Genomic DNA, 17,439 nt, shown 5'->3' with positions numbered 1-17,439 from the left:
TGTAGAAAAAATGCGTTCCGTCTCCGGCGGAACGTGGAGGGAAGCATATGGAAGGACAACGTATGGAAAAAAAGCCGGGTGTGCCCAAGAAGGGCCTGATCATTGCCGGCGCCGTGGTTGGGGTGCTGGTGGCAGCCTACCTGGGGGTGTGCCTCTGGGCGGGCCAGTCCCAGAGCATTTTCCCCCACACCTCGGTGGCCGGGGTGGATGTATCCGGCATGACCACCGCCCAGGCGGCCGAGAAGCTGTCCGAGGAGCTGGAGAAGGCCACCTCGTCGGTGTCTCTCTCCCTGACCTACGGGCACTGGGAGGGCACCCTGGAGGGCAGTGCGGTGGAACTGGACGCCGACGCCTGGGCCCAGAGCGCCTGGGCCTCCGGCCGGGAGAATTTCCTGCTCCAGGGCGGGACCTATCTGGGCCGCCTGATGGGCGCGGACTATGATCTGGCCCCTGACTTTGCCCTGAGCGAAAGCGGCCAGCAGCAGTTTGATGCGCTGATGGACGAGGCCGACCAGCAGGTGGGCGGCGCCCTGGTGGACGCCAGCTACGCCGTGGAGGGCGAGGAGCTGGTGCTGACCAAGGGTGTCACCGGCGTCACCATTGACCGCCAGGCCGCCCAGGAGGCCGTTCTGAACGCCCTGGGCGAGGCGGTGGCCGCCACCATGGGGGCCGAGGACGCCCAGCAGCCCCAGTCGGTGGAGCTGCCCGCCCACGAGACGGCGCCCCAGGACCCCGATTTTGACGCCATGTACGCCGAGCTGCACACCGAGCCCCAGGATGCCCAGGTGGATCCGGAGACTTTGGAGGTCAGCGAGCACGTGGTGGGCGTGGACTTTGACGTGGAAGCGGCCAAGGCTGCCTTTGCCCAGGCCGCCGAGGGGGAGACAGTGCGCATTCCCCTGACCATCACCCAGCCCAAGGAGACCCAGGAGAGCCTGAAGGCCAAGCTGTTCCGGGACCTGCTGGGAGAGGGCACCACCAAGGTGTCCGGCTCCTCCAACCGCAAGCATAACGTGAAGCTGTCCGCCTCTGCCTGCAACGGCGTGGTGCTCATGCCCGGCGAGGTGTTCTCCTACAACAACACCACCGGCAGCCGCTCCGCCGACAAGGGCTATCTGGCCGCCCCGGTGTATTCCGGCGGCGACTCGGTGGACGAGGTGGGCGGCGGTATCTGTCAGACCTCCTCCACCATCTACTACGCCGTCCTCCACACCAATCTGGAGGTGGTGGAGCGCCACGCCCATACCTACAACACCGGCTACGTCACCCAGGGCATGGACGCCACCGTGTATTACGGCGCGGCTGACTTCCGCTTTAAAAACAGCACCAATTACCCGGTGAAGATTGTCACCAAGAGCTACGACAAAAACGGCGCCCGCTACCTCACCGTGCAGATTTACGGCACCAATGACGAGGGTGTCTACGCCGTGCCCAAGAGCAACGTCTTTGACCGGGTGGACCCCACTACCCAGTACAAGGCGGACTCCTCCATCCCCCAGGGTACCACCAAGGTGGATTCCAAGCAGAACGCCTACATCGGCTGGTCCTCTCAGACCTACCGCTATGTGTACGACAAGGACGGAAACCTGCTGGAGAAGCAGGACATGGGCTTCAGCAAGTACAAGATGCGCCCCAAGACCATCCTGTATAATCCTGCTGACGGCGATCCCTCCACCTGGGTGGACGGACAGCCTCCCAAGCCCGGCGGAACCACCGATCCGGGGACTGGCACCACGGACCCGGGCACCGGAACGACGGATCCTGGCACCGGCACTACCGATCCCGGCACGGGTACCACGGATCCTGGTACCGGCACCACCGATCCCGGCACCGGGACGACAAATCCGGGCACCGGCACCACCGATCCCGGCACGGGTACCACCGACCCGGGTACCGGAACCACAGACCCCGGCACAGAGGGTGGCCAGGGCGGAGCCAGCAGCTCCTCCTCCACCCAGAACCCCTCGGGCAGTCAGGCTGCCTGAGGCGCGCATACCACCAAAAGAAAGAGGAACTAACGCATGTTTCAAGGCTTTTCCCAGGGCAGTGTGGACTTTCTCTGGGGGATTCGATTCAACAACGAGCGCAGCTGGTTTTTAGAGCATAAGCAGGAATACCTCACCCTGGTGGACGCTCCCCTGCGGGAGCTGGCCGACCAGGTGGGGGAGGCTATGACCGAGGCTTATCCCAAGCTGGGCCTCACCCTGAAGGTCAGCCGTATTTACCGGGACGCCCGGCGGCTTTATGGCCGCGGGCCCTACAAGGACCACATGTGGTTCTCCCTCCGGCGGCCCGGCCAGTCGGAGGGCGGCACCCCCTGCTTCTACTTTGAGCTGGCTCCGGAGTATTATAGCTACGGTATGGGGGCCTACGACCCCACACCCCTGACCATGGCCAAGCTCCGGGCCCGCATTGACCGGGACCCCAAGCCCCTGGAGACGCTGGCCCGCCGGCTGAACCGGCAGAAGGAGTTTGTGCTGGAGGGCGCGGAATATAAGCGACCCAAGGGCGACCCCGGTCCCCTGCTCTTCCCCTGGTATAACCGCAGACAGATTGTGCTGTCCAGCGATCACAACTGTGAGGGGCTGCTGTTCACCCCGGAGCTTGCCGACCAGGTGCTGGCCGGCTTCCGGTTCCTGGAGCCCTACTACCGCTGGATGGAGGCCCTGGCGGGCGACCCGCCTCCTCCCCAGACGTAACACGACCCCAATTCCAAAAACGCGCGGCCCGGGCAGAACCGGGCCGCGCGTTTTGACTGTTTCTGCCGCTCTGCCTGCAAAATGGCGGAACGGGGGCGAAAGGCTGCCGAATCCGAAAAAACGAGGAGAGCTGAGCAATCTGCACAAGACAATATTCTACATAAAAAACTTTTTAAAAATTCACACAAAAACTGCTTGACATTAGCGTGGTGATGTGGTACATTATAGCCAGAAAGGATGAGTCCCATGTACTAAGTAGAACCCCAGCACCTGACGTCAGAATGCAAGGTCAGACGCAAGAAAATGAAAATCCAAGCAAAACGCGCATCCGAATAAAACCAAGGTGCGGCACCGAAACAGGACCCTTGACCAGAGGAAAGGAACCTCCGCAAATAGCAAGGAACCCTGACCCAGGAAAGGAGAACCCAAACGCCACATCCGATTCGAATGTAGACCAGGCAATTTGACACAGGGTATGCGCATACCTCAAAAAGCAGGCTATCCAAAGAGAACATTCCAACGTCCGTTGCCTCACGTATGAGGAGTTTAGAACCGCAATCGTGGTTACAAATCAGGTTGAGAATTGGATTTCAGGGAGGCCGAGCAGAGAAAAAGGTATGTGGCGATTCAATAGAAAGAGAGGTAACCATATGATGTTAGATAACAAGAGTTCACAGAAATAACCCTTGGCTGCAGCGGATTACAAAACGGGCAGTCAAGGGTTATTTCTTTGTCTGGAGCGGCCGGGAGGGCCGGGCAAACAGGACGCCGGAGGGGCGTCTTATTTTTTTGCCCGGCCCACAGACAGCGCCTGAGGCAGCGAGACCCCCTGGGCGTGGAGCGCGGCCAGATACAGCACCAGGGCGAACAGCAGACAGACAAGCCCCGCGGCCAGAGAGGACAGGCCGTTGTCCTTCAGCACCCGGAGCAGCAGGTTGGCGTTCAGGGCGGCCAACAGAGCGGCCAGCCCCGGGGCGGTCAGCCACTGGAAGAGGGCCAGCCGCAGTCCGGCTCGGCGCACCGCCAGCCACAGACACAGCGCCGTCTCCACCACGGCCGCCGCGCCGGCTCCGGCCACGTAGCCGCTCATGCCCACCCCGGGCAGAGGAACCAGAGCCATGGTAAACAGCAGCTGCAGTCCGCCCCCCAGCAGGGAGACGGCGGCCACCGCCTTCTGCTGCCCGATGCCGTTGAGGATGGAGCCCAGCACCGAGCAGTAGCAGCTCAGGGCCATGGTGACGGCCAGGGGGATGAGAAACTCCCCCACATCCGGCTGGTTGAACATGACCCGCCCCAGGTCGGGCCCCAGCACCACCATCAGGGCCATGGAGGGCAGCGTGAGCAGAGAGACCACCCCCATGGCCCGCCCGGCCAGGCGGCTGACCTCGCCCTTCCGCCCCAGAGCGCAGGCCCGGGCCAGCCGGGGGACCAGCACCAGGTTCAGCGGCCCCAGGAACACGGTGGGCAGGGCCAGCATGGGCATGGTCATACCGCAGATGACGCCAAACTGGGACATGGCCGCCTCCCGGGCCATTCCCCCCTCCACCAGCTTCTGGGGGATGAGGGCGGCGTTGGCCGCCCCCATCAGGTTGCCCAGCAGGGCGTTGGCCCCCACGGGCAGGGCGATGGCAGCGATGCGGTGCCGCCGTACGCGGGCGGGCTCCCCGGGGCCGGAGAGGCCGGAACGGCGCAGTGCGCGGCGGCACAGGATCAGCAGCGTGAGGGCGGAAAACACCTCGCAGACCACCATGCCGCATACAATGAGTCCCACCACCCGCTCGGGATACTGGGGTAGAAACAGCACCAGCAGACCCAGCACCGCCGCGGTGCGGATGAGCTGCTCCAGCAGCTCCACCACCGCCGGGGGCTTTACCAGCCCGGAGCCGTAAAAGAAGTGCTTGTGCATGTTCTCCACCCCGGTGAGGGCGGTGCAGGGAATGAGAAGTATCAGTCCCAGCTGAGTCCGGGCGTCGCCCAGAAAGCGAACGGAGATGAAGTCCGAGGCCCCAATGACGGCTGCGCCAAGGGGGAGCAGCAGAAGAAAAAACATCCGCAGGCAGGTGCGGAGGGTCTGGCGGGCGCCCTGGCTGTTGTGCAGGGCCAGATGCTGGGGGATAAGGTTGGACACCGCCGCCGTCAGTCCCACCGCCGTCAGGGACAGCAGCACCGAGTAGACGGGCATAATGAGCTGATAAAGCCCCATCACCTGGGCCCCCACCAGCCGGGACAGGGCCACCCGGTACCCAAACCCCAGCAGCTGGGATGCTGCCCCCAGCACCGTTAAAAACAGGGCCCCCTGCCCTGCGGACAGTCTGCGCTCCTCCACGGTCATCCCCCCTCTTCAACAGAGTATTCACGCCCCGGCCCGTTCATGCCCGCTGGAGGCAAATGGGGGAAAAGCGGGAAAAGAGGCTTGAGGTTTTTTTCCATACGCATTATAATAATGCCATTGAAGCACCGGGATGCGTGCCTCCAGGGCGCCCCCGGGAAAACGGAACGTTTTAAGGAGGAAACAACCATGGCTTTTGTGACCCTCGAGCAGAAAGGCCCTGTGGCCGTTATCACTATGAACCGGCCGGAGGCCCTCAATGCCTTGAATGACCAGGTGCTCCGGGATTTGGATGCCGTACTGGACCAGGTGGAGGAGAATGAGGACATTCTCACCGTCGTGCTCACCGGCGCGGGCCGCTCCTTCGTGGCCGGCGCGGACATCGGCCAGATGTCTCAGCTCACCGCCGCTCAGGCCAAGGCCTTCGGCGTGCTGGGCAACCGGGTCTTCCTGAAGCTGGAGAACCTGACCAAGCCCACCATCGCCGCGGTCAACGGCTTCGCGCTGGGTGGAGGCTGCGAGCTGGCCATGGCCTGTGACATCCGTCTGGCCAGCGAGAAGGCCAAGTTCGGCCAGCCCGAGGTGGGACTGGGCATTACCCCCGGCTTTGGCGGAACCCAGCGTCTGCCCCGGATTGTGGGGGCCTCCCGGGCCATGGAGCTCATCCTCACCGCCCGGAACATCAACGCTGCCCGGGCCCAGGAGATTGGCCTGGTGAGCGAAGTCTATCCCCCCGAGGAGTTGATGGACAAGGCGCTGGAGCTGGCAAACGCCATCGCCGCCAACGCCCAGGTGGCTGTGCGCCAGTCCAAGGCCGCCATCCGCAAGGGCCTGCAGACCGACATGAACACCGGTGTGGCCTACGAGAGCGAGGCCTTCGCCCTGTGCTTTGCCACCGAAGATCAGAAGGACGCCATGGCCGCTTTCCTGAACAAGGAAAAGCTGCCCGGCTTTAAGAATCGTTGAGTCCCGGTTTCAATAAAACCGGATTGGAAAACCGCCGGCACTGCCGGCGGTTTTCCTTGGATCAAATAAGGGGGCGTGGAATACGCAGCTGTCAATTCAGGTATTACTGTCTAATTTGGTGGGACTGTTTTTGCTCGTAGGAGTGGGCTACGGCGTGGTGCGGGGCGGTCTGCTCCCTCTGTCAGCAGCCGAGGCATTGACTAGCTTGCTTTTGAAGGTAACTCTGCCCGCTACTATTTTCACCTCTATGATTCGTCCCTTCGACCCCAGCTTCGCCCGGGACGCCCTGATTATCGTAGGAATTGGAACGGTGCTGTTTTTCCTCTACGCGGCCGTCAGCGCCGGGCTGACGCGGGTCTTTCGGGTGCCGGAGGGACGGCGGGGCATCTGGATGCTTGGTACCACCTTCTCCAACAACGGATTCATGGGATTTCCCGTCGCCTATGCTCTGTTTGGAGATGAGGGGCTGGCGCTGGCGGTTATGTTGGGCATCCCCTCCAATCTTTTGATGTATAGCCTGGGGGCCAGCCAGGTATCCCTGGACCGGTGTGAAGACGGGACAAAGGAGCGGCTGTCCGTCAAACAGGTGCTGTTCAGTGCCGTCAACGCCTCCATCCTGCTGGGTCTTATTTTTTATGCCGCCCAGATTCCCGTACCCGAGGTTATTTTTTCGCCCCTGGAGCAGCTCTCCAACATCACCACTCCCCTGTCCATGCTGATTACCGGCATGACTTTGGCGGGAAGCCCTCTGTCCAGCCTGTTCCGGGACCGGGACGCCATCACCTGTGTCATTACCCGTCTGGTCCTGCTGCCGCTGCTGACGTGGGTTTTGCTGCTTCCCATTCCAGTGGAGAATCCTCTGGTCACCTGCGTGACACTGATTATCATGGCTATGCCCAGTGCCTCGGTGACCACCGCTATGGCGCAGCGTTACGGAAGCTGCACGGAGCTGGCCGCCCGGTCGGTGTGCCTGTCCAGCCTGCTGTGTATGGTAACCCTTCCGCTCATTGCCCTTCTTCTTTAACCGAAAAAAGGCTCCCGGCTGATGGCCGGGAGCCTTTTTTATTTTATGGATTCAGGAAAAGCGCGCTTATCAGGTATGGGTCAGGTTATAGAAGTTCATGATCATCTGAGCAGCCTCGGCACGGGTAGCAGAGCCCTGAGGCAGCAGGCGGTTGTCATCGGTACCGCCCAGGATGCCCTCGTCCACGGCCCAGCGGATGGCGTAATCCGCGAAGGGACTGACGCTGTCCTTGTCGGTGAAGGTGAGGGCCAGATTGGGCACATCGGGCTTGCCGGCGTAGTTGTAGAGCATCACAGCCAGCTGCTCCCGGGTAATGGCAGCTTCGGGGGCAAACTGATTCTCGCTGACGCCGCTGACGATGCCCTTCTGGCGGGCCCAATACACGGCGTCGGCATACCAGGCGTTGTCCGCAACGTCGGTATAGGGGGTACCACGGTCAGCCTCAGAGACGGCGGGCTTGCCGGCCATGCTATACAGAATCTGGGCCACCATGCCGCGGGTCAGGGTGGTGTTGGGGCCGAACTTGCCGTTGCCGATGCCGCTGAGCAGGCCCTTCTCGTTGGCAAACTCCACGGCGTTATAGTACCAGGCGCTGGACTGCACGTCCAGGAAGGAGGGAGCCTTGTCCATCAGATAGTCAATGAGCTCCAGGCCCTTCTTGTGGGCCTTCTCGGCCATTTCCATACCTACCTTGGTGGTGTCCTTGGGATCCATGGCCGCGAACTGGGTGTTGATCTCCTGCTGCAGAGCGTCCAGCTGGTCCAGAACGTACTGCTTGTCGGTGTTGCTGACAGGCTGGCCGGTGATCTGCTCGGCGTACAGGATGTAGCCGCCCAGACCCTCAAAGGTGAAGTAATAGGAATCTCTCCAGTTTTCTGGATAGACCACGAACTTACCGTCGTTCTTGGTGGTCCAGGTGCAGAAGCCATCGGGACGAGTGGCGGACTGGGTCACCACGGGGGTAGAAACCTGATAGCCGTCATACATATCGGTGAGAAGCATGGGGTAGTAGGGGACGAAGACGTTGTTGGACATGTTGCCAACGCCGACCCAACCCACAGTGCCGGTCTCCACGGGCTCGTCCTTGAAGAGCTGGAAGATCTCGATTTCCTGGTTGCTGGGCTTACCCACAGAGCTGAGCTTGTAGAAGTCAAAGATGTCGTTCTTGTCCAGCATCCGATCGGCCTGGATGTTGGTATACAGGGGGACGATCTTGCCGTCCTTCACGTTGGAGATGGTGAAGATGTCGTTGTTCTCATTGAGGTACTCGCTGTCCACAGAGCCGTACTTTTCCGGATTCAGGAACTTCAGGCCGTCGGGCATACGGGCGTTGCCCGAGCTGTTGGTGGCGTAGGAGGCCTTGTAGTCAATGATGTTCTCTTCCTCGTTGCCCACGAAGGTACCAGCCTGCTTGGCCACCTCGATGAGACGGTCGGAGGCGATGACGTTCTCGGTGTCATCCAGGTCGATTTCGCCGATGATGGCAATGTTGGGCTCGATGAAGATCATGTCGTCATTGAGCTTCAGAGCGATGTACTGAGTGCCGGAGCAGTTCTCGATGTACCAGACCTCATTCTGGTCGCAGATGAAGAGACCGGAGTCATAATATGCGCCGTAAGTGTCATAGATGTCGCACAGCAGCTCCACGCCCTCACGGGCAGTGGCGGCCTCAGCCAGGATGATGGTGGGGATATCGGTCTCCTCGATACCGCCGCCCTTCTCGCCGGTCTTGACATTGGGGTCGATAGCCTTTACTTCGCTGTTGCCGCCGATGGTCTCGGTGGCGGACACGGACACGCCCTTCTCATTGGTGCCGAACTCAGTGTAGGAGAAATGAAAATCGCTGGGATCGTCCGTTACAACCTTTTCTCCGCACTCGGGGCAGACGCCGTCGTAGTAGATGTCATTGGTGAAGTGGGTGAACCGGTAGCTGTCGTGGGTGAAGGTCCACTCCATGGCGCCGTATGCCGGGCAGCTGGTGTAGGTATCTCCCTCTTTCCACTTTCCGGCCTCACAGATAAACCACAGCTTGTTCATGTCGGAGCCGTAGTCCTCCGTGCGGGCCACAAAGGGAGTTCCTTCCTCCACCAGGTTGCCGCCCACGTAGATGGTGGTACAGGCGGAGGCTCCAACTACGCTTGCCATAACCAGGGCTGCGGTGACGACCCCGGTTGTGAGCAACTTCTTCCAGGTCCATCGTTTCATTGTGATTCTCCTTTCACTGTTCCCTCAATTTCGTTGTTTCCGGCGAAACGAAGCGGCCGCTCTGTCCCAAGAGCGGCATAGGATATATACAATTTATACCATATATTTAAGAAAAAAACAAGGTGGCCTGGTAGAAACAAACAAAATAAAGCGGAGGGGTGCCGCGAAGACGACAGACAGGGCAAAAAAGTTAAAAAAGACCAATGGCAAGTGCTTGCCATTGGTCTTTTTCGTTGCAGATGAATGGGAGAAAAGGAAGCTTACTTCAGCTCGACCTTGGCGCCGGCCTCTTCCAGCTTCTTCTTCATCTCCTCGGCCTCGTCCTTGGATACGGCCTCCTTCAGAGCCTTGGGAGCGCCCTCGACAACAGCCTTGGCCTCAGCCAGACCCAGACCGGTGATCTCACGGACAGCCTTGATGACCTTGATCTTGGCAGCAGCGTCGAAGCCAGCCAGAACCACGTCAAACTCGGTCTTCTCCTCAACAGCCTCAGCAGCAGCGCCGCCAGCGGCGGGAGCAGCCATAGCGGCGGCGGACACGCCGAACTCTTCCTCCAGAGCCTTAACCAGCTCGGACAGCTCCAGAACGGTCAGGGCCTTCACTTCCTCGATGAGGGCAGTAATCTTCTCACTAGCCATGGTGAAAATACCTCCTAAATAAATGGTTTGATTTTAAAATGTTTGTAAGCTCCTCGCGGGAGCAATGGGCCGAATTACTCGGCAGCGGGGGCCTCCTCGGCGGGAGCGGCCTCCTCGGCAGCGGCGGGCTCGCCATCCTTCTCGGCGATGGCCTTCAGGACGATAGCCAGGCTGGTAATGGGAGCCAGCATCATGCCCAGAGCCTGAGCCTGCAGGACCTCCTTGGAGGGCAGCTCGGCCAGAGCCATGATCTCCTCCAGAGAGAGCACCTTGCCGTCCATGAAGCCGCCCTTGATGGTGAACTTACCATTGAGCTGCTTGGCGTACTTGTTGATGACGCGCATGGGGGCAATGGGGTCGTTGGCGCAGGTAGCCAGAGAAGTGGTGCCGTTGAGCACGTCGTCCAGCTCGCTGAGACCGACATTGTTCATAGCGAAACGGGCCAGGGTGTTCTTCACCACGCCGTACTGAACGTCGTTCTTCCGCAGCTCCACGCGCAGAGCGGTATCCTCAGCCACGGTGATGCCCTTGTAGTCAACCAGAACGCCGCTGGCGGCGCCCTGCAGCTGCTCGGTCAGGGCGGCAACAATGGCCTGCTTCTCGGAAAGGACCTTTGCGTTAGGCATTTTTGGATTCACCTCCAACAAAATAAAAATCCTCCGCGTCAAAGGACAGGAGGACAGTACAATCAAAAGTATTCTTCTGAAAGCACTCTCGGCAGGACTTACATCCGGCAAGCCGGATACCTGCTGTCTTTGAACGCATAGGAGATTCTATCATCCCGGACAGGCTTTGTCAAGCAAAACCTGTCCGGGAGAGAGAACAAATTGGGAAAAATTCGGGCTGTCAGCCAAATATCACGCCTCGCCTGCTCGCAACGCACGGCTTCCCTGCGACTTGGCCCGCAAACGGCCGGGCATTTGCCCATCCTGGTTTGCAGACCTCGCTCCGGTCCATCCGTGCTGCTCGCAACGGCTCAGACGCTTTTTGTCACGCCTCTGTTCCCTCACGGCCGGGTCGCTAAGTCCGCCGACTCCGGGCAAACCCGGCCTGCCTGCGGCAGTCCTGGGCTTTGCCCATCCGCTTTGTCCTTAGCTCCCCTGCTCGGGAATCCGGCGCTTCTTAGGCCAGCTTAGCACCGTTAATCTTGATGCCGGGGCCCATGGTGGCGGCCACGGTGCAGCTCTTGATATACTGACCCTTGGCAGCGGCGGGCTTGGCCTTGATGATGGCGCCCATGATGGCGTTGAAGTTCTCGGCCAGCTTCTCAGCACCGAAGGAGACCTTGCCGATGGGGCAGTGGATGATGTTGGTCTTGTCCAGACGATACTCCACCTTACCGGCCTTGATCTCGTTGACGGCCTTGGTCACGTCCATGGTGACGGTGCCGGCCTTGGGGGAGGGCATCAGGCCCTTGGGGCCCAGAACCTTACCCAGACGGCCCACAACACCCATCATATCGGGGGTGGCCACGACCACGTCGAAGTCGAACCAGTTTTCCTTCTGGATCTTCTCCACCAGATCCATCTCGCCTACGTAGTCGGCGCCGGCGGCACGGGCCTCGTCAGCCTTGCCGGCCTTGGCGAAGACCAGCACGCGCTGGGTCTTGCCGGTGCCGTGGGGCAGCACGATGGCGCCGCGGACCTGCTGGTCAGCGTGACGGGAGTCAACGCCCAGCTTCACGTGCAGCTCGACGGTCTCGTCGAACTTGGCGGTGGCGGTCTCTACGACCAGGCCCATGGCCTCGTTGGTGTCATACAGAGTATTCTTGTCAATCTTCTTGACGCTGTCCTGATATTTCTTGCCTCTAAACATTTCTGCACCCTCCTTACTCGCCCACGACGACGCCCATGGAGCGGGCAGTACCGGCGATCATGCTCATGGCGGCCTCGACGCTGGCGGCGTTCAGGTCGGGCATCTTGGTCTCGGCGATCTTGCGCACGTCTTCCTTGCTGATGGTGGCCACCTTGGTCTTGTTGGGCACACCGGAGCCGGACTCGATGTTGCAGGCCTTCTTGATAAGGACGGCAGCGGGGGGAGTCTTGGTCACGAAGGTGAAGGAGCGGTCGGCGTACACGGTGATGATGACGGGGATGATCATGCCCACGTCGTTCTTGGTGCGCTCATTGAACTCCTTGGTGAAGGCGGCAATGTTCACGCCGTGCTGGCCCAGAGCGGGACCAACAGGGGGGGCGGGGGTTGCCTTGCCGGCGGGAATCTGCAGTTTTACATATCCAGTTACTTTCTGTGCCACGAAAGAGCACCTCCATTATAAATGTGGTTTGGTTGGGCCGGAGGCCCATTGGCGGGACTTTTTTGTCCCTCCCACGTTGGGCGGCCTCTTTAGGCCGCGGGGAAACGCAATGCGGGAAAACTCAGTTGGCGGGCTCCACCTGGTCCAGCTCCAGCTCCACGGGGGTCTCGCGTCCGAACATGGACACCACCACGCGGACCTTGCTGCGGTCCAGGTCGATTTCCTCCACAGTGCCCAGGAAGGATTCCAGGGCGCCGTCGGTGATGCGCACGCTGTCGCCCACCTGATAGCTGACCACGACTTCCCGCTTCTCTACGCCCAGAGCGGCCACATCGGCGTCGGACAGAGGGATGGCTTTGTTTCCCTCGCCCAAAAAGCCGGTGACGCCCCGGATGTTACGGATGACGTGCCAGGTCTCGTCGTTCATGACCATCTTCACCAGCACGTAGCCGGGGAATACCTTGCGCTCCACGTCCTTGGGGCCGTTGTCGGTAATTTCGGTGACCGTCTCCATGGGGATGCTGATTTCATGAATCAAATCCCGCATGTTCCGGTTTTCCACATACTTCTCGATGGTGGCCTTCACCGTATTCTCATAGCCGGAATAGGTGTGCACCACATACCAATTCGCGTTGTCAGCCATGTCCGTCACCCTTAACCCAGCAGATTAATGATGATGTCGATGACGCTGCCGGCCAGGTAGTCGAAAATCCAGATGCACACACCCACCACGATCACGCAGGCAATTACGATCAGGGTATTGTTGACCGTCTGCTTGCGGGTGGGCCACTGGACCTTCTTCAGCTCGACCTTCATCTCCTTGAGCCACTTGCCGATGCGGGCGAAGAAACCGGGCTTCTTGTCGGACTTCTTGTCCTTTTTGGCCTTGGCGGCCTTGTCAGAGCCAGACGGAGTGGTCTGCTCCAGCTTTTCGTTTTCAGCCATTGTTACCCTTCTTTCCTTTCAGCCTGAGAGACCCAATTACTTGGTCTCATTGTGGACCGTGTGCTTTCTGCAGAAGGGGCAATACTTGTTCAGCTCCAGGCGGTCAGGGGTATTCTTCTTGTTCTTCATGGTGTTGTAGTTTCTCTGCTTGCACTCAGAGCACCGCAGGGTGATCTTGATGCGCGCGCCGGCCTTGCTTGCCATTTGTTCGGCACCTCCTTTTAAAGTTGGGCGGTCCGTCCCGGTGGTGGGCCGCCGTGTGGTCGGGTCAAAAACACGGGCGAGTGCCGAAAAAAGCAAAACGCCGGATTCAGCCCGCAGGCCGGATCCAGCGACGCAAGGACACAATACCAGTGTCAGACGCTACGGTGGGGTCCGGCCGATTGCCTCCCTGTGTCCTCATATGGGGGAGGGGTTCGGGCGCAGACACCGTAAAAATGCGCACGACAAAAAAGCCCCTTTTCACAGGTAGAATTACTATACCACAGGTTACAGAGGGCAGTCAAGTCTTTTTTTGGCCTTTTTTGTGTTAAATTCCTGATAAAATTGCGCCGGAAGGCGAAAATCCAGCCTTTTGCCCGGGAAAATCCGTTGCATTCCCGGAAAAGGTATGATATACTCCAGACCAAATACATAATATTATGTGTTTAATTTTAAGAAGAAAGCAGAGTTGATATTTTCCACATGGAACTTGACAGTGCCAGTATAGGCATGATTGTCGCACTTATCTTCCTGGTGGCCATGTCCGCCTACTTCTCCGCCACCGAGACGGCCTTCACCTCCCTCAACCGCATCCGCCTGCGTACCAAGGCGGACGCCGGCGACCGGCGGGCGGCCAAGACCCTAGCTTTGGCGGAGGACTACGACAAGCTGCTGTCCACCATCCTCATCGGCAACAACATTGTCAACAACGTGGCCACCACCATCGGCGCGGTGCTGTTCATCAAGCTCATTGATGACCTCCGGGGCCCCACGGTGTCCGCCATTGTGCTGACGGTGGTCATCCTCATCTTCGGCGAGGTGTCCCCCAAGAGCCTGGCCAAGGAGCACCCGGAGAGCTGGGCCATGTTTGCCACTCCCCTCCTGCGGCTGTTCCTGCTGGTGCTGGCGCCTCTGAACTTCCTGTTCGGCCAGTGGAAGCGGCTGCTGTCTATGGTTATCCGCAACAGCGGCGGCGACGGCATCACCGAGGAGGAGCTTGTGGGCATGGTGGACCAGGCCGAGACCGAGGGCGGTCTGGACGAGCACGAGAGCGACCTCATCCGCAACGCTATCGAGTTCAATGATTTGGAGGTCTCCGAGATTCTCACCCCCCGGGTGGATCTGGTGGCCGCCGAGGAGGACAGCTCCATGGAGGAGATGGCCTCCCTGTTTGTGGAGAGCGGTTATTCCCGCATTCCCATTTACCATGAGACCATTGACAACATCGTGGGCGTTATCCACGAGAAGGACTTCTATGCCGCCCGCTACCGGGGCGAGACCATGCTGAAGAACCTGAAGGCCCCCGTCTTCTACACCACCGGCAACACCAAGATTTCCGAGCTTCTGCGGATCCTGCAGAAGAATAAGGCCCACATGGCCGTGGTGGTGGACGAGTACGGCGGCACCGAGGGCATCGCCACTCTGGAGGACATCCTGGAGGAGCTGGTGGGCGAAATCTGGGATGAGCATGACGAGGTCATCGAGACCTTCCAGAAGCAGTCCGACGGCAGCTATCTCATCGCCTGCTCCGCCGACCTGGACGACATGTACGACCTGTTCCAGGTGAAGGGAGAGTGCGACGCGGCCACCGTCTCCGGCTGGGTAATGGAGCAGGTGGGCCGGGTGCCCGAGGAGGGCGATCACTTCCAGGCCGAGGGTCTGGACGTCACCGTCACCAAGGTGGAGCACCGCCGGGTGCTGGAAATTCAGGTCCAGGTCATGGAGGACCAGGAAAAAACGGAAAAATAATGGATTTAAAAACGCAGGCCCGCGCATTTGCGCGGGCCTGCGTTTTTTCATAAGGCTCAAGGGGAGGGCTCCGCCAGGGCAAAGACCGCATAGTCCCCCTGGTCAGACTGGACATACAGCAGCCCGTCCGTCCCGGCATAGAGGGTACAGCCCACATACTCCGCTCCATTGGTGCTGGGAGAAGAGACGCCATCCTCAACCGCCGACAGAACGCCCAGTTCCTCTGCTCCGGTGGGCAGCTCCGGGACGGTCTCTCCGGTGGAGAGGTAGCTCCGGTTTTCCACAAGAATGTAGACAGAGCCGTCCGGGAGAGCGGTGGAACCAGAGGAGGCGCCGACACTTCCCACATCACCGGAGGACTCCCCAGCCCCGGCGGAGGTGCTGGCCGACGCTCCGCTGGAGGTGTTGCTGCTGCCGCTCCAGTTTTCCACCATGCCCCGGCCCACAAGGAACACCAGGGCCAGACAGGCGCACAGCCCCAGCCACTGCTGCCAGGGGACGGGCCTCCGGGCGGGGGACCGCTCCGCCTGGAGAATGAGGTCGTCATCCAGAAGGCCCATAGCCTCCAGTAAATGCTCCGATGTCATAGGCCGGCTCCCTCCTCCTCCAGAATGTGCTTCAGCCGTTTGCGGGTGCGGTAGAGCCGGGACTTCACCTGGCCCTCGGTGAGACCGAAGCGGGCCTGCAGCTTCTCCAGCGAGTCCAGATGGAAGTACCGCCGCACAAATAAGGTCCGGTCCAGCTCCGGCTGATTTCTCAGAAAGTCAGAGATAATCCGGGCGGTCTCCGCCGCCTCCAGCTGCCGCTCCGGGGTGTTCCGGTCGGGCAGGCAGTCCTCCAGCTCCAGCAGGGCCACCTCCACTTGGCTGCCGCCCCGCTTGGCCGCCCGGTTTTTCCGCCACCGGTCCAGGGACAGGTTCCGGGTAATTTTGCCGAAAAAGGCGGAGAGCACCCCCGGACGCTGGGGCGGCATGGCGTTCCAGGAGCGCAGCCAGGTGTCGTTGACGCACTCCTCCGCATCCTCCTCCAGCTCCACAATGCTCCGGGCGATGGACAGGCAGTAGCGGCCGTATTTCCGGTCGCTCTCCTCGATGGCCTGCTCCGAGCGGGCCCAGTACAGATCCACAATCATGCTGTCTTCCACAGGGAACCTCCTCTCCCTATCCGCGCGCCGACAAAATTCGGTTTCCAAATTGGCTCAAGGCCTGGCAGGGGTCGTGAGACGCCCGGTAGCCCACCCCGTCCACAATTAAAAAGGGATAAAATTCCGTTACCGTGCGGACGGTGCCGTCGGTAAACTCCAGGGTGTAGGTCACGCCCTGGCCAGCGTACTCCCGCCAGCTGTCATCCCGGCGGTGGGTGACCGCCATTTGAAGGAGCCCCGCCAGCTCCTCCCGCTCCGCCCCCGTCAGTTCCAGCGTCACATCCGGGGGAGACAGGCGGACCGAGGCGGACCGGAGGTCGCCTGCCTCCAGACTGGCAAAGGGGCGGCCTCCCCGGAAAAAAACGTACCATATGAGAAGCCCCAGGGCAAGAGCCAGTCCGGCCAAAATTACCATAATTCGTTTTCCCACGGCGGTTTGCCTCCTCTCTGTTCCATTAGACGCACAGCGGAGCGGTTGGTTGCGCAAAATGTGCAAAAAAATTCCGCCGGAAGGAAGCTTCCGGCGGAAAATGGGAGTTTCATCAGGGCAGGGGCTCAAAATCAGAGGCGGGGTGCTTGCACCAGGGGCAGATGAAGTCCTCGGGGAGGAAATCGCCCTCGTACACATAGCCGCACACCACGCACACCCAGCGCTTCTTCTCCGAGGGAGCGGCGGCCTGGGGCTTGGGCTTGATGTTGGCCTGATAGTAGGTGTAGGTGACGGCGGGATCGGAGTTCAGCACGTCTCCGTCCTCCACATCGGCCAGGAACAGGGTGTGGGTGCCCAGGTCGATGGTGGAAACCACCTTGGCGCTGAGCCAGGCGCAGACGCCCTTGGTCACCCGGAGAATGCCGTTGTCCCCCCGGACGGCGTGCTCCTCAAAGCCGGCAAACTTGTCCACATCCCGGCCCGACTGGAAGCCGAAGCGCTGGAAGGTGGAAAACTCCGCCTTCTCGGACAGGACGGACAGTGTGAAGCGGCCGGTGGCCAGCACCATATCGTGGGTATAGTTGCTCTTGTTGACGGTGATGATGATGCGGTTGGGCTCGGTGGTGACCTGCATGGCGGTGTTGATGATGCAGCCGTTGTCCTTCTCCCCCTGGCGGGCGGAGAGCACAAACAGGCCATAGCTCAGGGCATACATAGCCTTGGGATTTTTCATGGCGGAGTTCCTCCTCAAAACAGCGGCCCCGAAGGGCGGCGGAATGGTGTGCTTTCTTCTGTTTGAAGCATAGCACAGGTTGGGGCAGAAGTCCAGAAGAAAATGAGAATAATTCTTATTTA

18 protein-coding genes are annotated in these 17,439 nt (G+C 60.3%); 5 read left to right on the top strand and 13 right to left on the bottom strand.

Features of this window, described 5'->3' with window-relative positions:
• The first annotated feature begins 47 nt into the window (after positions 1-47).
• Positions 48-1,985 (top strand): VanW family protein, encoded by a 1,938-nt coding sequence (locus AC3YUO_RS03885; protein ID WP_489961735.1) that lies wholly within the window; start codon positions 48-50, stop codon positions 1,983-1,985.
• A 36-nt stretch (positions 1,986-2,021) separates the two neighbouring features.
• Positions 2,022-2,699 carry a DUF2461 domain-containing protein gene (locus tag AC3YUO_RS03880; protein ID WP_489961734.1) on the top strand — a complete coding sequence of 226 codons (678 nt, stop codon included), beginning with the start codon at positions 2,022-2,024 and terminating at the stop codon, positions 2,697-2,699.
• A 781-nt stretch (positions 2,700-3,480) separates the two neighbouring features.
• Here the strand turns inward: AC3YUO_RS03880 and AC3YUO_RS03875 are convergent.
• A complete protein-coding gene (locus AC3YUO_RS03875; RefSeq protein WP_489961733.1) occupies positions 3,481-5,025 on the bottom strand; it encodes an oligosaccharide flippase family protein in 1,545 nt (514 codons plus the stop codon).
• Between the two features lie 192 nt (positions 5,026-5,217).
• On the opposite strand from AC3YUO_RS03875, the gene AC3YUO_RS03870 reads away from it, so the two are divergent.
• Both AC3YUO_RS03870 and AC3YUO_RS03865 read left to right on the top strand, forming a co-directional pair.
• Positions 5,218-5,994: an enoyl-CoA hydratase-related protein gene (locus tag AC3YUO_RS03870; protein WP_489961732.1), complete on the top strand. Its 777-nt coding sequence runs from the start codon at positions 5,218-5,220 to the stop codon at positions 5,992-5,994.
• Between the two features lie 118 nt (positions 5,995-6,112).
• Complete coding sequence (locus AC3YUO_RS03865) at positions 6,113-7,018, top strand: AEC family transporter (protein ID WP_489961923.1); 906 nt, start codon at positions 6,113-6,115, stop codon at positions 7,016-7,018.
• A gap of 69 nt (positions 7,019-7,087) precedes the next feature.
• On the opposite strand, the gene AC3YUO_RS03860 is transcribed toward AC3YUO_RS03865, so the two are convergent.
• The 8 genes from AC3YUO_RS03860 to rpmG all read right to left on the bottom strand — a co-directional run bounded on the left by AC3YUO_RS03860 (position 7,088) and on the right by rpmG (position 13,264).
• Positions 7,088-9,223, bottom strand: a complete 2,136-nt coding sequence (locus AC3YUO_RS03860) for a C69 family dipeptidase (RefSeq protein ID WP_489961731.1) — start codon at positions 9,221-9,223, stop codon at positions 7,088-7,090.
• Positions 9,224-9,483: 260 nt separating this feature from the next.
• The gene (rplL, locus tag AC3YUO_RS03855) at positions 9,484-9,861 is read right to left on the bottom strand and encodes a 50S ribosomal protein L7/L12 (RefSeq protein WP_118641721.1); all 378 of its coding nucleotides are present in this window, start codon (positions 9,859-9,861) and stop codon (positions 9,484-9,486) included.
• A 74-nt stretch (positions 9,862-9,935) separates the two neighbouring features.
• The gene (gene rplJ / locus AC3YUO_RS03850) at positions 9,936-10,487 is read right to left on the bottom strand and encodes a 50S ribosomal protein L10 (RefSeq protein WP_489961730.1); all 552 of its coding nucleotides are present in this window, start codon (positions 10,485-10,487) and stop codon (positions 9,936-9,938) included.
• A gap of 496 nt (positions 10,488-10,983) precedes the next feature.
• Entirely contained in the window at positions 10,984-11,676 is a 693-nt protein-coding gene (rplA, locus tag AC3YUO_RS03845) for a 50S ribosomal protein L1 (protein WP_489961729.1), read from the bottom strand.
• Between the two features lie 13 nt (positions 11,677-11,689).
• Positions 11,690-12,115, bottom strand: coding sequence for a 50S ribosomal protein L11 (gene rplK / locus AC3YUO_RS03840; RefSeq protein ID WP_087396349.1), 426 nt, complete (start codon positions 12,113-12,115; stop codon positions 11,690-11,692).
• Positions 12,116-12,236: 121 nt separating this feature from the next.
• The gene (gene nusG, locus AC3YUO_RS03835) at positions 12,237-12,758 is read right to left on the bottom strand and encodes a transcription termination/antitermination protein NusG (protein ID WP_118641717.1); all 522 of its coding nucleotides are present in this window, start codon (positions 12,756-12,758) and stop codon (positions 12,237-12,239) included.
• An 11-nt stretch (positions 12,759-12,769) separates the two neighbouring features.
• A complete protein-coding gene (gene secE, locus AC3YUO_RS03830; RefSeq protein ID WP_489961728.1) occupies positions 12,770-13,060 on the bottom strand; it encodes a preprotein translocase subunit SecE in 291 nt (96 codons plus the stop codon).
• A 36-nt stretch (positions 13,061-13,096) separates the two neighbouring features.
• Positions 13,097-13,264, bottom strand: coding sequence for a 50S ribosomal protein L33 (gene rpmG, locus AC3YUO_RS03825; protein ID WP_008980220.1), 168 nt, complete (start codon positions 13,262-13,264; stop codon positions 13,097-13,099).
• 480 nt (positions 13,265-13,744) lie between these two features.
• Between rpmG and AC3YUO_RS03820 the strand changes: the two genes are divergently transcribed.
• Positions 13,745-15,010, top strand: a complete 1,266-nt coding sequence (locus AC3YUO_RS03820) for an HlyC/CorC family transporter (protein ID WP_489961727.1) — start codon at positions 13,745-13,747, stop codon at positions 15,008-15,010.
• A 56-nt stretch (positions 15,011-15,066) separates the two neighbouring features.
• Here the strand turns inward: AC3YUO_RS03820 and AC3YUO_RS03815 are convergent, their stop codons facing one another.
• The 4 genes from AC3YUO_RS03815 to AC3YUO_RS03800 all read right to left on the bottom strand — a co-directional run bounded on the left by AC3YUO_RS03815 (position 15,067) and on the right by AC3YUO_RS03800 (position 17,317).
• Entirely contained in the window at positions 15,067-15,597 is a 531-nt protein-coding gene (locus AC3YUO_RS03815) for a hypothetical protein (protein ID WP_489961726.1), read from the bottom strand.
• The gene (locus AC3YUO_RS03810) at positions 15,594-16,154 is read right to left on the bottom strand and encodes an RNA polymerase sigma factor (RefSeq protein WP_489961725.1); all 561 of its coding nucleotides are present in this window, start codon (positions 16,152-16,154) and stop codon (positions 15,594-15,596) included. The genes AC3YUO_RS03815 and AC3YUO_RS03810 overlap by 4 nt, the downstream gene beginning before the upstream one ends.
• A 16-nt stretch (positions 16,155-16,170) precedes the next feature.
• A complete protein-coding gene (locus AC3YUO_RS03805; protein WP_489961724.1) occupies positions 16,171-16,584 on the bottom strand; it encodes a hypothetical protein in 414 nt (137 codons plus the stop codon).
• A 112-nt stretch (positions 16,585-16,696) separates the two neighbouring features.
• On the bottom strand, positions 16,697-17,317 hold the full coding sequence (locus AC3YUO_RS03800) for a flavin reductase family protein (protein WP_489961723.1): 621 nt from the start codon (positions 17,315-17,317) through the stop codon (positions 16,697-16,699).
• Positions 17,318-17,439 lie beyond the last annotated feature (122 nt).

This window comes from Pseudoflavonifractor sp. HNCC25GI2 (assembly GCF_058136395.1).
Note: the sequence above shows the minus strand (reverse complement) of the source record. Positions and strands in the feature narration are given on the sequence as shown.